Source organism: Metabacillus hrfriensis, from assembly GCF_030127205.1.
Taxonomy (GTDB): Bacteria; Bacillota; Bacilli; order Bacillales; family Bacillaceae; genus Bacillus_P; species Bacillus_P dongyingensis.
This window is the reverse complement of sequence record NZ_CP126116.1, coordinates 815,906-831,731: the sequence shown is the minus strand read 5'-3', so window position 1 is coordinate 831,731 and position 15,826 is coordinate 815,906. Positions and strand designations below refer to the sequence as shown.

The window sequence follows — 15,826 nt, the reverse complement described above, 5'->3', positions numbered from 1 at the left end:
GAATCATACTTCAGAAAAGAGGTTAGCAGGTGCAATGCAGGGTGGCAATCAGCAAAAACGGAAACTTTAAAAGCGAAATCTTGTTTTTCCCAGCCATTTTTCTCATTCATTCAGCCATTTTCAGAAATTTACTGGCGAACGATTTTTCTGATTTAACTTATGTATAATGAGCCATTATTCTTTCTATTGATTGTATCTTTCATTTTAGCGCGCAGATTAGAAATTTCCGATACAAATAAAAAAGCATGAATCCTTATGGGAGGATCCATGCTTTTTACTCTATTTAAACCCGTTCAGGCTTTACATACATATTTTGCTTTAGCGTTCGTTTTTGCCAAATGATTGTCATAACTAGCGTCACAACAAGGAAGGCAAGACCTAATACGAAAGGATACACGATCTGAACATCATAAAGCATACCTGCAAGTGTTGGTCCAAGAATATTCCCGATGCTCATATAGGCATTATTCATTCCCATTGCAAAACCTTGTTCGTCTCCAGCCATTTTTGAGATAAGCGTATTAAGCACGGGACGAAGGATAGATGTTGCAAGGAAAATAAGCAGTGTAACGCCAAAGAAAAGAACATAGCTTGAAGCAAACAGCGACAGAAAAAATCCTAGGGCTGCTATGGCAAGGAAAATGTTCAGGACCATTCCTTCACCAAATCGCCTTACTACACGGTCCACTACAAATAGCTGGACAATAACACTTATGATTCCCGTTGATGTAATCATAAGGGCGATTTGCTGCGGCGTGGCATTAAATTGATTGTCTACAAAAAGGCCAAGCACTGATTCGTAAGCCATTAGGCCAAAGCTCATGACAAGAGTAATCAAAAGCGGGACAAAATACGGCATGCGCACTGAGCGCACCATCTTTTTAGCCATTGATTCAGTATCTTGCGGCATAGCCATTGCGGAAACATCCTTCGTTTCGCTTTCTTCAAGGACAACGATAGAGAAAATCACGGCTGCCAAAGATACGATCGCCGAAATCAAAAAAGGCATTTTCAGGCCGAAATCTGCAAGAAATCCGCCGATTCCAGGTCCTACTACGATGCCGAGCGACATTGCTGCAGAAACAAAACTGTTTCCTTTTGCCCGCTGATCCATTGACGTGATATCTGCAACATATGCAAAGATTGCCGGAACAAGCAGCGCTGCTCCGATTCCTCCAATCACACGTGAAGCATAAAGCCACCAAATGGAATCAACTGCATAAAAGACAAACATGGAAAGAGTCAATCCAATTAACCCGTAAATAATCATTTTTCTGCGGCCGTATTCATCCGCCCATTTTCCGGCTATTGGAGAAAAGATAAGCTGTGCTCCGGCAAAAATAGCAATCATTAAACCCGCTGCTGTACCGCCCTGATTAATGGATTCCAGATAGGCAGGCAGAATGGGAATGATAATCCCAAAGCTTCCAATCGCAATAAACATGTTGATCATCAAAATAAACATTTTTTTCTTTTGTTCTGCTGACAAAATGACAGCCCCTCTTTCTATAATAAACTGCTGCATCAGGTATTTCATTTTTCAAATACTTAACTATGTTAAGTTGTTTGGCGTCATTCTGTCAACGAGAAAGGATTGGAACTTTTTATGATATTAAGAAACAGGTTGAACGTCTATCTTTAAGTCCATTGCCGGCCCAAAGAATTCGTAGTTAATCTTGTCTCCTTCAACACCGAGAGACAGCAGATTTTGAATCATGGCTTTCATGAATAATACAGGTCCGCAAATATAGAAATCTCCTTCTTTATTCTGCAGAATACGCTCCAAATCATCTTTAGAGATTAAGCCTTCTTTATAAAAGCGCTGATCTGTGCAATCCTGATCTAACGGGCTGCTGTAAAAGGCAAACATTCTGCTGTTAGGCAGCTTTGCACATAATGATGCTGTTTCTTTTACAAATGCATGAGTGCTGCTGTTTTGTGTTGCATGGACAAACGTCACTTCCCGCTCTGTCTGCTCAGCTGCAATAGTGTGCAGCATACTCATAAATGGAGTGATGCCTACTCCTCCGCTTATAAAAGTGACAGGTGTTTCAGCAGCCTCATTTAATGTAAATTCACCTGCAGGGGCACTGATTTCGATCATATCTCCGACTGCTATATGATCATGAAGATAATTGGACACCTTCCCTGCTTCAGTCTCGGGTCCGCCTTCCCTTTTTACTGAAATTCTTAAATGCGGCATATCTTTGCTGCCTGACAAACTATATTGTCTGTTCATCGTATATGTTTCACCAGGAATGCTGACTCTTACGGAAATGTACTGGCCTGGCTTGAAAGCTGGAAGGCCTTCTGGCAACTCTAAATAGAAAGAGGAGATCGATTCACTTTCTTTCTCAATGCGCACGACTTTAAAAGGCTTGAATCCAGACCAATCTGCGCCCTCATATAATTCTTTTTCCGCTTCGATAAATACATCGGCAATGACGCCATATGCTTCAGCCCAGGCATTTATGATTTCAGGCGTTGCAGCCTCTCCAAGAACTTGTTTTATCGCCTGAAGCAAATGTTCTCCAACGATTGGATAGTGTTCCGCTTTTACACCCAGACTTCTATGCTTATGAGCAATTTGTTTCACTGCCGGCAGTATCATATGAAGCTGATGAATGTGTTTTGCTGCAGCATATACCGTATTTGCAAGGGCGGTCTGCTGTCTTCCTTTTTTCTGATTGGCATGATTGAAAATATTCAGCAGCTCAGGATGGCTTTCAAATAGATTTTTGTAGAAAACAGATGTGATTTCTACACCTTTTTCTTCTAATACTGGAACAGTAGATTGAATAATTTCGATTGTTTTTTGAGTAAGCATTTCGATGCTCCCCTTCGTTTTAAAGTAGTATTTAAAATACATCTTTATCTTAGATCGAAAAAACATTTAAAGCAATATTTCAAATACATCTTTAGAAAAACTGTCACAATTTAAATTCAACTTTTTTTAAAGTTTCTGCTGCTGTGGTAAGATAGACGTACTTCATGTAATGGGGCGATGTGAAATTTATGCGATTAACAAACTATACAGATTATTCTTTGCGGGTGCTGATTTATCTGGCAGCAAAAGAAAAAGATAATCTATCCAATATAAAAGAAATAGCTGAAGCCTATCAAATCTCTAAAAATCATTTAATGAAAGTAACCTATGAGCTTGGCAAATTAAATGTAATTGAAACAATAAGAGGCCGGGGCGGCGGCATTCGTCTGGCGAAAGATCCTTCAGAAATCAATATCGGGTTCATCGTCCGTCAAACCGAAGACGACTTCAGCCTTGTGGAATGCTTCGATCCTGAACGCAATGCATGTACGATATCCCCTGCCTGCACATTAAAAGGGGTGCTTCATAAAGCGCTGCAGGCTTATTTTGAAGTGCTTGACGGCTATACGCTTGCAGACCTGGTTAAAAACAAACCGATGCTGGTGCGATTATTAAATAACATGGAAGAAAACTGCTGATAAGGCAGTTTTTTTATTTTCATGAGACAATCTGGAGCTCGACTATAAGAATAGTTTGTAAATAATCTTATATGATCAAATCAGGATCATTTAAATAACCTATATAAAGTGGAATATTTCAAAAGGAGGTTCCAAAGTGGGGAACAAAAAAGTATGGCTTGTGCTTCTTTTTGTCTTTATCATGATCAACCTGACAATTCCTTCTTTCACTGCAGCAAAAAATCCGCATGATCCCGCAAGCAAAACCGTTGTAGAAACGATCACTTCCAAAGCTTTGCTGACAGATGAGCGGCCAAAGCACAATAAGCTCACCTATAAGATTTATCTTCCAAGAGGATATGATAAAAAACGCTCTGATGGATACCCGGTCGTTTATCTGCTGCATGGCAGCGAAGGAAATGAAAACAGCTGGGATGATTTTTTTGGAAAGCTTGACGAAATGATCGAAAAAAAAGAAATTGAACCGTTTATTGCAGTAGTACCTGCAGCGGGCAATTCCTATTGGGTAAACTCTAAAAAGTTCGGTCATTATGAAAGTGCCGTTATAGATGACTTAATTCCGCATATCGATAAGAAATACAATTCTATTGCAGACCGCAGCGGCAGATTTATTTCAGGCTATTCAATGGGCGGATACGGGGCACTCAGATATTCAATGGTTTATCCTGATCTCTTTTCAGGAGCAACTCTTTTAAGCCCTGCTATCCAAAACGCAGAGCCTCCTGCTACATCCGGGGCAGTTGAAAGAGGCAGTTTCGGAGAACCATATGATCCTGCTCTGTGGAAGGCAAACAATTACCCGACTGCAATCAATAGTTACGTAAAACAGCCTTATCGGGTACCGGTATATATTGTATCAGGAGATGATGACTGGAATCATTTGAGTGAAAAAGAAGACCTTCCTCCTGATGCATATAAATATAATATGGAGGTTCAGGCTGTGCAGCTGTATCAGGAGCTCCACAGGAAAAACCTGTTCAGCATAGATTTTCAAAAGTGGGAAGATGTCCCCTCAAGTCCCGCTGAACTAAGAATCATAGGAGGCGGCCATGGACTTGATGTGTGGCTGAAGGGATTTCAAGAAGGATTAAAGTATATGTTCGGAAAAGCTGAAAGTCCTGAATTTTCTCCAATCTATGATCCTGACAGCTACAGCTCTGAAAAGAAAGGAACTGTAAATACTTATTCACTCCATGCACCAAGTCTGATCCAAGATGAAACACCTGGCGATGATGAATTAAAGTATGTCGTGTACTTGCCTGAAGAATATAATCCAACTGCTGAAAAAAAATATCCAGTCCTCTACTTGCTCCATGGTTCTTATGGAGATGAAAAAAGCTGGGACAAATTCTGGCCAATTTTAGATAAAATGATTGAAGAGAAAAAGATAGAACCCGTCATGGCTGTTGCACCTGTGACAGGCAACAGCTATTGGGTGGATTCTCTCAAATATGGAAATATGGAATCTGCATTTATAAACGATTTGATAAAGAAAATAGATAAGGATTTTAAAACGATTCCAGACAGGAATGGGCGCGGTCTGGTTGGCTATTCAATGGGCGGATATGGAGCACTGCGCTATTCTCTTGTTTATCCTCACCTCTTCGGCGGAACGTCGCTATTAAGTCCTGCCATACAGGCTTTCGACGCACCTAAAACATCAGGTGCAGTTGAACGAGGTTCATTCGGAGATCCCTTTGATGCTGCAATATGGGATTCGTTAAACTATCCTAAAGCTCTTGAAGCATATGGCCAGCAGCCTTTCAAAGTGCCGATTTTTATTATGACCGGAGACGATGACTGGAATCATATAAGTGAAAAAGAGGATTTGCCGGAGGATGCCTTCAAATACAATATGGAAGTTCAGGCAGTCACCTCCTATCAATTCCTGCACAGATCGAATGTCTTTAATCGGCCTTTTGAGAAATGGGAACCTGTGCCCGGAAGCCCGGCTGAACTCAGAATTTTAAACGGCGGCCACGGGATGCAGGTTTGGGCTGCAGGGTTTGAACAGGGTTTGTTATATATGTTTGAAAATGGTCTTCGTGCGCAGTAATGGAACTTCGCTAAAAAATGTATGTTTTAACGCCATGGATGAGTACCCAAAAGCCGGTGTTTGCTTGATTTGGGGAATCATACGCACTCTTTGAGTTCCCAAAAACCGGTGTTTGCTTGATTTGGGGAATCATACGCACTCTTTGAGTTCCCAAAAGCCGGTGTTTGCTTGATTTGGGGAATCATACGCACTCTATGAGTTCCCAAAAACCGGTGTTTGCTTGATTTGGGGAATCATACGCACTCTTTGAGTACCCAAAAACCGGTGTTTGCTTGATTTGGGGAATCATGCGCACTCTTTGAGTACCCAAAAACCGGTGTTTGCTTGATTTGGGGAATCATACGCACTCTATGAGTACCCAAAAACCGGTGTTTGCTTGATAGGGGAATCATACGCACTCTATGAGTACTCAAAACCGGTGTTTGCTTAATTCATACGTAATCTACAAAGTATCAATGTGGCTTCTGCAGATTTCTTTGAGCTGCCCTCATGCCTCTTCACCGTAAACAGATGCAACTGCCGCTGCTTTATGTTTTCCGTTAATAAAAGAAAAAATCGATAAGAAATTTTCGCAAGCACGAAGTAAAGACCTGCACATGATAAGTGAACAGGTCTTTTTTCGTCTTATTTCACAAAAATAAACAACACCTCCCTAATGCCCATACTTCCAATCCTAAGCGAAATTGATGAAAAGAGAGCAAATGTTTTAATTGAACAATCATTATCTCGAGTATCAAAGCTGAAAATTAAACACTCTGATCGTCGACTTTTCGGGAGTATAAAAGGTTGATGAGATCGTGGTGTATGTCTGATTGGAATAAAAACCATTCTTACAGGGATGAGAGCAGAGATGAGCCTAAGCTTCATCAATGCCGGAGCGGCGATGGATAAAGTGGAAATTAAATCTGCGGTTGAACAATACTTAGCATAAACTATGTATGCTTGGCAGCTGCCAAGCTTTTTCCGTGCACTACATCACAAAAGAGGTATGATTCGATGTCTTGCCTTCAACCTTCTCATTGAGGTTTTTCACTCTCATGGCAATGTCATCACAAAGTTCCTGGTAGTGGGCAAATTCTTCCTCGTCACTTTCAAATGAATACATGGACAGATTGGGCAGATTCCATGAAAAAACATTCTTTCCTTCTTCAACAGGAGGTGTTTTTTCCTGTTTGTAATCGTACATTTGAACAACAACTGATGCATTTTTTATTAGTTCCAGGTTAATTTTATCCGAGTCAAGGTCTTCAATAAACATATTTACTTCTTTCATGGCCTTTACGCAAGCAGGGTCGGCCAGTGATGTGACAAGACCTGCACTTTCGATTTGCCACTTACTGGAGAACAGCTTTTTTGCCCATGCTTCTGCAATTAAGCTCCTGCAAGAGTTAAAATACGACAGAAAGTAAATGGTAGGTTTTCTCATCGCTGTACCTCTTTCTTTAGTTTGTACTAATCTTTACCCCCTCTTCATACAGATTACACATTTATTTATATCCATTTAATGGATAATCCCTATGAAATTATAACTGCCGCAGCAGTCTATCCTGCAGCGGCAGATTTATTACAACCCTATTCTGTTTATCCTCTTTTCAAAATAAGCTTTGTCCTTCTTGATCACAGTCATGGCCGTTTCATATGCTGTTTTTGATAGTTCTTTGAACGAGCGTTTATTAACAGCATCAAGTTCCTTCATAAGCTCCTCAGGCAATGAGTATTTTCCATTTAATGCCCCTGCGATTGCTCCGCCCATGCTTGCGATAGAATCTGAATCATGGCCGTAATTCACACCGCCAATGATCGTCTTCATCGTGTCTCCTCCTGCTGTCAAAAATAAAGCCAGGGCAATCGGCAATTCCTCAATAGAATGAATTCTGCTCGGTGTGTTGGCATTTCCTTTTCCCTGCTTTTTGCGGTCAGAAAAGGTTTTCACTGTATCAAAAGGTTCAATAGCCCGTCTTAGATCCTCTCTTGCTTCGAGAACATCCAAATGAACAGCTGCAGCATCCAGCGCTGCATCAATAGCAAGCTTTGTACCGTCTTTAGCGAGCGTCTGTACGGCTTTTAGAATACTTTGCACTGTTGCGTTTTCGCTCATGCCTTCAGCAACAGCAGCTGCCATTACACCGGCTGCTTCCCTGCCGTAGCTTGTTTGATGAGCACCGGCAAGATCAATTGCTTCGTGATAGGCTCGTTCAGGATCTCCTGCATTCATAATTCCGACTGGACTCATATACATGGCTGCTCCGCAATTCACCATATTGCCGATGCCCGCTTCCCGGGGATCCACATTTGCTAGCCTGTGCCTTAGAAAGAGATACTGCTCTGGATAATAAAGTCTTGTTATAATAGGCGCTTCCTTTCGCAGCTCAGGAATGTAGACCTTCTTTTCAGCTATTTCCTCCACTAGTTCTTCTGCTATATCATAAGCTGTTAAATGCCTTTGCTTTTTTTCATATACCTTAAGGAGCGCCTCTACCATTAAGGTGTCATCCGTTATGTGTCCGTTTCCCTTTTCGAGAGGTCTCATGTTGCCTGGTTCCTTCCACGCATCACTTGCCGGCTCCCGAAATGATGTTACAACACCGAATTTCTCCCTGATTACTTCAGGGAGCAGCCCCTCTGTCGGAGAACCCATTGCATCCCCGACAGCACCGCCATATAGAACACCTTCTATTTTTTCAAGCATCCGCTCCGTCATTGTCCCTCTCCTTTCCCTTAAAACCAAGAGTGGAGGCTCTTGCCAGCAGTTTTAATGCAAGCTTCGGAAATGCTTCATCCCCTCCTGTTTTCCCTTCAATTAATTGAATAAGCTTGCCTGCTGCAGCCAGTCCAATTTCATACACAGGCTGCTCAATCGTTGTAATCTCGGGCTCTACAAGCGCCGTGAGGTCAATGCCGTCAAAACCAGCAATCGCAATCTCTTCAGGAATCTTTATCCTAAGAGTCTTCAGCATTTTCAAACAGCCAATTGCCATTAAATCGTTTCCAAGAAAAAATCCATCTGCATCAGGATGCTGCTTCAGCGCCTCCTTAGTCAGAATTCTCCCGCTTTCAAGACTGTAATCACCTTCATAATGAATCACAGGGTGCTCCCTGGAAAACTGTTTTATACTATCCGCATAACCTCTCAGCCTCTCATTTGATGGAATGAGCTGTTTCGGCCCGCCTATGTGAATAATCTTTCTGCACCCGACATCTATTAGGTGGCAGACTGCAAGCTTTGCACCTGTATAATGATCGACTGCCACTGAGTTTGCAGAAGTTATGTTGGCTGCACGGTCAATAATCACAAACGGAATCTTTTTTTCCTTCAGAAGCTTAATTGATTTCTCCTTAAGCTGATAGGGAGCGAAAATAAACCCGTCAATATACATATTTTCAAAGCTTTCCCACATAAAAATACCCGTCATTTCTTTACAGCCGGCTGGCACCAGGATTATTTTGTATCCTTTGCGGGCTGCTTCTTTTTCGATTGCTTGAACAAGCTGGGGAAAGAAAGGGTTGCTGATATCAGGAATAAACAGGGCAATTGTATTCGTTTTTTGCCTGGCGAGGCCTCTTGCAATTTCATTTGGTTTATAATTCAGATTTTCCATGACAGATTGAATTCTTTTTTCGGTTGCATGACTGACATATCCTTTTTTATTCAGATATCTGGAAATGGTGGCAACTGAAACATCCGCTTTCCTTGCCACATCCCGAATCGTTGCTTTCTTCTCCCTCAAGTGATTTCCCCCTGATGATTCTATAGTTCCTTCACTTCTATATCTGATAGAAGAGCTTCGCCTTTTCCAAGGACAGAGAATCCAAACATTCCCCGCTTGAATCGATCATCTTCAACCTGAAAAATCCGTTTGCCGTTTATGAAAAACTCAATCATGTCTCCCTCACAGCTTGCTTCAAACCAGTACTCCGCGCCAGCGGTCCACTTATATGGCACCTCTATCAGTCTTTTCATGCCAAAATCGGTTAAGACCAAAGAAACCCTATTCTGCCCGTCAAAACCGGCTTTGTAATGCCGGCAGATTCCTTCCGCCCTGAGGATCATCATGTGCTGAACACCGCTGAGCGGCTGAACAGCGGCTCTGAACTTATAGTTTTTGGCATAATAATTCCCGGTAAAAGAAGAGCACTCAACCTCAGACCTGCATCTCATTTTTCCGTGTTCGAGGCTAGCTGCACCCTTGTGATGGGCAAAAGGTGTAACAGATTGAAACTCTATTGCCTGTTTGCTGAAATCAATTTTATAGTTCGCTTTTCCTGCTATCTGAAACTCATCTATAAATAGCTTCCCAAATGACCGGTTTAAAAGCGGAGATGGACTTTCTATCATTACTCCGATCTCATCTATAATCGCTCCGTCTGTCTCAGGAATAATAAACTCTATATTATTCCACGCTTGATTGATCAGCCTGAGTGGTTCAAGTTTAATATCCTCCTCATTAAACGTGTTTCTCACATACGGAGTGACAAAAAAATCCTCCCCCTGCCACTTATCACAATAAATCTGCATGCTGACCTTTTGGCCGCTGCAGGCTTTAGGGGCAAATGACGGTTTATACTTCTCGTCATTAAAGTCTTTTCTTCTGTGAAAAGGTTTAAAGAATACCTTGCTTGCTTCTCCTTCTATCATCCGGTCAATAAATATTTCGAGAGCCCCATTTGTTTCATAACCGATTTCATTGCTGTGTCTGATGAATGTCTTGAAAGGATAATTCGTTTGAAAACCGTGCGTCGATCCTGGAAGGGTAAAGTCAAAATAGATGTGCTCTTCTTTGAAGCTTTTCAGCAAACCGCTTGGAGCCGGCTGCTTTGACACCCTATAGCCGAGCAGGGCAAGCTCTTTTGCAAATGTAGGAATATCCATGATGTTCAAATAGCCCGAGACACTTGATAGTACAATAAAGTCATTGATCGGCTTCCTATAATGATCCGGTATTTTTTGGGTTCCATTCCATACCCCCGTAATCGTCCCGATTTTGCCTGCATTGCAATCTGTATCCCATCCGCACATGGCTGCGATTTCGATCGTTCTTTCAAAGCTTCCATTTCCGTATAAAAGCGCTAGAATGCATACACCTGCATTAGGAATAATATGACAGACACCCGGATATTTATCGTACCCCCAGTTCTCCTCCAAAAACGTTCTGCAGGCTCTAAAGTCTTCGGGATGCTCCCAATGAAAATCAATTACTTCGTTAACGACTTTGGCGTAGGTGCTGTCAGACGGAATGGTTTTTAAAGCATTTGAAATGATCTCCGGGATACTCTCTGCATGAAAAGCCTCCGCAATACATGCAGCAATAAATCTCGCCCCGTAAATACCATTCTTGTCGTGCGAGACACTTGCCGCCTTGGCTGCATAATCAGCCGCCTTTTCGCTGTCTCCCGGAAAAAGCAGCCCCCAAGTATCGACAAAAATTTGCCCCCCGATCTGTTCCGCAAGCGTTAAGCCATTTTGATCTGCAGATCCTGATTGAGGAGGCAGAATTCCTCTCTGCAAATTCAGATATGCCGTATGCTCCGTGCTGATCCCTTCTCCTCCCCACCAGAACATCCCGATTCCTTGGCGGGTGTAGTTCAGCCATGCGCGTCCGACATCTTCAGCCGTCAGCTCACGGTCAGCTGCATCGTCATATAAAGACCTGATAAAAAAAGCTGGTCCGTTCGCATCATCATCGGCAGAAAAGGTTTTATAGTCTTTAAGATATCCTTTTATATCACCATACACATCTTCGATTCTCTCAAATGTCCATTCCAAAGGCTCAACCGGCGCTCCGAGCCTTATTCCAATATTCATTCCAAGAAACCCTGCATACACACGCTCAAGATAATCTCCAGGAATCAACGCCATTCCCCTCTCCCATTTCAGTTTCGCTGTAATTCCTGCTGTTCTTTCTAACTTACGTTTGGGGACAGGCTATCATTCTATGTTTTTTATAGGAAAAGCGGAATCGTCCGTTTAACTCCGACAGACAGATAAGAATCCGGCAGAAAAGGCCGGGTTTGACTTTTCCTGCGGATTTGTTCTGGCCGAGGAGTTGGGCGATTCCGCTCGCCATCGATGAGCCAAACTTTATTCATTTTAAAAGAGAGACCCCGAATTCAGAAGCTCTCTCTTTTTCTATTTCAATTGCTTGTTTGCATATTCTGTAATCTCTTTTCCGCCTGCAGCATTCCATTCTTTTACGAATCCATCAAAATCCTCAAGCGGACGCTTTCCCGTGATGATGTCTGTTGCATATTCTTTATAAAGGTTCTCCATTGCATCCCAATTTGCGATATATTCTTCAGGCAAAATAAAGAGGTTATCTTCCTTGTAGAATTCATTGACCATATTCAAAGATTCTTCAGCCGTTTTTCCGAGCAGCGGCTTTTTAAGAGGCATTTCGGGTTTAAATTCAGATGGCTCCCAGAATCTCGCAAACCATTGTTCATAATACGTGCTTGTAAGATCAATTTTTCCGTCTGTTACCTCATAGTGCTCCCCTTCAAAACCAAGGCGGTCAATCATTTGTCCTTTAGGGCTGGCCAGGTAATCCAGAATTTTAAATGCAAGCTCCTTCTTTTCTGATTGTGAGGATATCGCTACTCCTCTTGCTTCTTTTGTGACATCTGCAGCGCCAAATCCCTGGCCTTCTCCTTTAGCAGGCGGCAATACCTTCACCCCGGTATTTTCGCCATTAGTCTGCATCATTTTCCCATTGTAGATATCAATGACTTTGCCCGCGGTACCGACAATCACACCAGCTTCCCCATCATAAAAGGCTTTTTCTTTTGTATCCCATTCTTTCGTGATATAGCCTGGATCAAGGAGACCTTCTTTATATAACTTTTGATAGAATGCAAGCTTCTCCTTCTCCTGATTCGATACTTTGTAGTACTCAAATTGCCCGCCGCTGTTCAGCCATGACGAGGTAATGCCAAACGACATGTTGAAAATGGCATTCAGTTCCTCGAGATCTCCAGCAGCCGTAAAAGCATACGCAGGTTTTCCTGCCCCGCCCGGAGGGTTCGTTTTTAATTCTTTAAAGAAATTATAGTAGTTATCAATCGTAGGATCGGCAACTAGCGCTTTCGACAATTTCATTTTTTCAAACCAATCGCCTCTGATCACTGGCGTCTTCTGAGAAAGAGGCTTCACCCACAATAAGTACGGATAATTTTCAAGTCTCTTTTCGTTCCACGGCTCAAGACTGTCCTTCAAATACTTCGATTTTTCAATATGAGGCGTTAAATCTTCCAGCAAATCCTGATCTGCAATCTGCTGATCTCCCCCCTGGAAATAAATGATGTCCGGAATATCACCGCTCAGCAGAAGCAAATTCAGTTTTTCTGCATAGTTTCCCTGAGGCATTTCTACAAGCTCAAATTTCACATTCAGATTCTCATCGTTCTTTAATCCTTTTTCCAGCGCTTCGAAGTAAGCAACTGAAGCAGGATTCGACGGATTTTCATCCTTCATGACTATGCGGATTGCAGTTGAACCATCCTCGTTTTTCTCTGCCGTTTCTGTTTTTTCCGAGCAGCCTGCAGCAAAAGCAAATAGACCTGCAAGCATAATCAGCAAAAGTTTCTTCATTGCCATTCTCCTTTTTATGATGAATTTGCCTTTCTAATCCTTTACTCCTCCCTCTAATGCACCCTTTGCATAAAACTTCAGAATAAAGGGATACATGATTAAGAGGGGTACGATGGCAAGCATAATCGTACCTGCCTGCAGCGAGCCAAAATCAAGATTGGCGACACTTTTGTACTCTAAAAGGGTCTGTACTCCGACTAATGATGCATTATCCCGTTCAACAACGAATTGCCTGAGCACAAGCTGCAGAGGCCATTTTCCCGGGTCCGTAAGATAAATGGAAGCTCTGAAAAATTCGTTCCAATGAAAGACAGCATAAAATAAGCCTAGAGTTGCAAGTGCCGGCTTTGACAGCGGCAGCATAATTCTAAAAAATATATTCAAGTGACCTGCTCCGTCAATTCTCGCTGCTTCCTGAATGCTTTCGGGCACATCTTCAAAAAATCGCATCATAATAAACAAGTAATAGACATTGATGGCTTTATAGAGAATAAGAGATAAATAGGAATCAAGCAGACCAAGATCCTTTACAACTAAATATTCAGGTATCAATCCCGGCTCAAAAACCATGATCAAAATCAGGATGACCATAAAAAACTTTCTGCCGACAAGCCTTTTTCTTGTTAAAACATAGGCTGCCAGTGCAGTAAGAAGAAGATTCAGCAAAGTACCCGAAACGGTAATGAAAATTGAATTGAATAAACTTTTCACGATAAGCGGATTGGAAAGCAGAATTTGATAATTAATCAGCGAAAACCCTTTCGGAATCAGAGAAAGCCCCGTCATTTTGTGAGCATTCTCAGGTGCTGTAAGGGACATGGCAAGCAGATTCACAATTGGAATAATCATTGTAAGTGTTATTAAAAATAAGGCTGAGTAAAGCAGGATTTTAGACAGTTTCAATGTTTTCATAAGAATTCCTCACCATACTCCTTTCCCGGTCAGCCGTTTTGCAAGGAAATGAGTGCCGAAAATAAGAACGACCCCAATTACGCCTTTGAAGAGACTCGCTGCTGTAGCGTAGGCATACTGACCGTTCAGAATTCCGATTCTGTATACATATGTGTCCAGAATATCGACAACGCTGATAACGGAATCATTCATAAAGTTAAACACCTGATCAAAACCTGCATTCATAAAGAAACCTAAATTCAGAATAAAGACCGTAATGATCGTATTGCTCATTTCAGGCAGCGTAATATACCTCATTTGCTGCAGGCCTGATGCTCCGTCCATGCGAGCCGCTTCATACAGAGAAGGACTGATTTTCATAATCGCCGCTAAATAGATAATCGAGTCCCAGCCGGCGCTTCTCCACATTTCAGAAAAGACGAGCACCCAGCGTATTTGATCCTTGCTTGTCATGTAGTCAAGCGAAGGCAGCTGAAAGAAATTCCGGATTACGTTCACTCCGCCGTCTACAGGGCTCAGCAGACTGATCCAAATCCCTGCTATGACAACCCATGACAGGAAATGAGGCAAATAAACAATCGACTGAACATATTTCCGGTAAGGCATATTTCTGACTTCGTTGATGAGAAGAGAAAGAATAATGGGAATTGGAAAGACAAAAATGATTTTCATCGTACTGATGATGATCGTATTTTTCAGCACGGAGAAAAACGCTGGCGAATCAAACAGGACATTAAAATGCTTCAGGCCAACCCACACATTGTCACCAATAATTCTGTAATCCTGAAACGCGAGCTTCATGCCGATCAAGGGCACAATATGGAAGACAGCAAAGTACAGGAGCGCAGGGAAAATCATGAAGTATAAGACCCAGTCTTTGCGCATGAGCGCTAATTTTTGTTTAATCATCAACAGCCGCCCTGCTGCAATATTCTTTTACTTCTGCTGCGGTCGGCATCCCGCTCTGCGCCCCGCGTTTTTCAACGCTCAATCCTGCAGCGATCACAGCATATTGAATACATTCTTTTAGAGGCTTTTCCTCTGAAAGCGCATAAGAAAATGCACCTGCAAACGTATCACCTGCACCTGTTGAATCAACTGGATTTACTTTGATGGCCGGTACGGTTTCCATTTTCTGTCCATTGAAGAAGGTGACGCCTTGTTCTCCTTTTGTAATCACGAGCTTATTTGGATACTTTTTTAAAGCCTCTGTTTCTTCATACTTGCCGTTAAAAATAATTTTTGCTTCATGTTCATTCGGAAGCAAGTATGTGCAATGGCTGATTAACTCATCAGATAAAGGAACAGCCGGGGCAGGATTCAGAATGATGATTTTTTCGTGATCGGCAAGCTCTTTGATAATGTATTCTATTGGCTGCATCGGAATTTCCATTGAAATTAAGATGACATCAGCTTCTAAAAGATCATTTATTTTTTTCTGCAAATAATCTTCATCCGTTTTGGCATTTGCACCCTGGACCACGATGATCCGGTTTTGGGCCTCGCAGATTTCAATTATCGCGCAGCCGGTCGGTGCATCCCGCCGCATTTGAATGCTTGATCCATCTACTTTATTGTTTTCTAATTGATGAAGCAGAAATTTTCCGTGCTGATCGTCTCCGAGCGTTCCAAATAGCTTGACTGAGCCGCCGAGCCTAGCAGCAGCGGTTGCCTGATTGGCTCCCTTTCCGCCGGGAAACATATGAAAATCCTTCCCTATTACGGTTTCTCCCATTTTAGGAGAAATATCTGTTACGGCAACCAGGTCCATATTTAAACTGCCAATGACCGCTATTTTATTCATAGTC

The 15,826-nt window shown here is 42.2% G+C and carries 13 protein-coding genes; 2 read left to right on the top strand and 11 right to left on the bottom strand.

The window, feature by feature from the left end:
* Positions 1-283: 283 nt before the first annotated feature.
* Both QLQ22_RS04225 and hmpA read right to left on the bottom strand, forming a co-directional pair.
* Positions 284-1,489 (bottom strand): MFS transporter, encoded by a 1,206-nt coding sequence (locus tag QLQ22_RS04225; protein ID WP_252208079.1) that lies wholly within the window; start codon positions 1,487-1,489, stop codon positions 284-286.
* A 123-nt stretch (positions 1,490-1,612) separates the two neighbouring features.
* Positions 1,613-2,827: an NO-inducible flavohemoprotein gene (gene hmpA / locus QLQ22_RS04220; protein ID WP_223439980.1), complete on the bottom strand. Its 1,215-nt coding sequence runs from the start codon at positions 2,825-2,827 to the stop codon at positions 1,613-1,615.
* Between the two features lie 188 nt (positions 2,828-3,015).
* Between hmpA and QLQ22_RS04215 the strand changes: the two genes are divergently transcribed.
* The gene (locus QLQ22_RS04215; protein ID WP_223439978.1) at positions 3,016-3,465 is read left to right on the top strand and encodes an Rrf2 family transcriptional regulator; all 450 of its coding nucleotides are present in this window, start codon (positions 3,016-3,018) and stop codon (positions 3,463-3,465) included.
* A gap of 136 nt (positions 3,466-3,601) precedes the next feature.
* The gene (locus tag QLQ22_RS04210) at positions 3,602-5,521 is read left to right on the top strand and encodes an alpha/beta hydrolase (protein WP_284016057.1); all 1,920 of its coding nucleotides are present in this window, start codon (positions 3,602-3,604) and stop codon (positions 5,519-5,521) included.
* A 970-nt stretch (positions 5,522-6,491) separates the two neighbouring features.
* Here the strand turns inward: QLQ22_RS04210 and QLQ22_RS04205 are convergent.
* From QLQ22_RS04205 to rbsK, 9 genes are all read right to left on the bottom strand, one after another.
* Positions 6,492-6,947, bottom strand: coding sequence for an arsenate reductase/protein-tyrosine-phosphatase family protein (locus QLQ22_RS04205; RefSeq protein WP_223439972.1), 456 nt, complete (start codon positions 6,945-6,947; stop codon positions 6,492-6,494).
* A 138-nt stretch (positions 6,948-7,085) separates the two neighbouring features.
* Positions 7,086-8,222 (bottom strand): ADP-ribosylglycohydrolase family protein, encoded by a 1,137-nt coding sequence (locus tag QLQ22_RS04200; RefSeq protein ID WP_223439970.1) that lies wholly within the window; start codon positions 8,220-8,222, stop codon positions 7,086-7,088.
* A complete protein-coding gene (locus QLQ22_RS04195) occupies positions 8,203-9,249 on the bottom strand; it encodes a LacI family DNA-binding transcriptional regulator (RefSeq protein ID WP_223439968.1) in 1,047 nt (348 codons plus the stop codon). The genes QLQ22_RS04200 and QLQ22_RS04195 overlap by 20 nt, the downstream gene beginning before the upstream one ends.
* 20 nt (positions 9,250-9,269) lie before the next feature.
* Entirely contained in the window at positions 9,270-11,378 is a 2,109-nt protein-coding gene (locus QLQ22_RS04190; RefSeq protein WP_284016056.1) for an ADP-ribosylglycohydrolase family protein, read from the bottom strand.
* An 83-nt stretch (positions 11,379-11,461) separates the two neighbouring features.
* On the bottom strand, positions 11,462-11,608 hold the full coding sequence (locus QLQ22_RS04185) for a hypothetical protein (RefSeq protein ID WP_284016055.1): 147 nt from the start codon (positions 11,606-11,608) through the stop codon (positions 11,462-11,464).
* Between the two features lie 40 nt (positions 11,609-11,648).
* Positions 11,649-13,106 (bottom strand): extracellular solute-binding protein, encoded by a 1,458-nt coding sequence (locus QLQ22_RS04180; protein WP_284016054.1) that lies wholly within the window; start codon positions 13,104-13,106, stop codon positions 11,649-11,651.
* A gap of 33 nt (positions 13,107-13,139) precedes the next feature.
* Positions 13,140-14,018, bottom strand: a complete 879-nt coding sequence (locus QLQ22_RS04175) for a carbohydrate ABC transporter permease (RefSeq protein WP_223439962.1) — start codon at positions 14,016-14,018, stop codon at positions 13,140-13,142.
* Positions 14,019-14,027: 9 nt separating this feature from the next.
* A complete protein-coding gene (locus tag QLQ22_RS04170) occupies positions 14,028-14,927 on the bottom strand; it encodes an ABC transporter permease (RefSeq protein WP_223439960.1) in 900 nt (299 codons plus the stop codon).
* A complete protein-coding gene (gene rbsK, locus QLQ22_RS04165) occupies positions 14,920-15,822 on the bottom strand; it encodes a ribokinase (protein WP_223439958.1) in 903 nt (300 codons plus the stop codon). Before rbsK ends, QLQ22_RS04170 begins: the two co-directional genes overlap by 8 nt.
* Positions 15,823-15,826 lie beyond the last annotated feature (4 nt).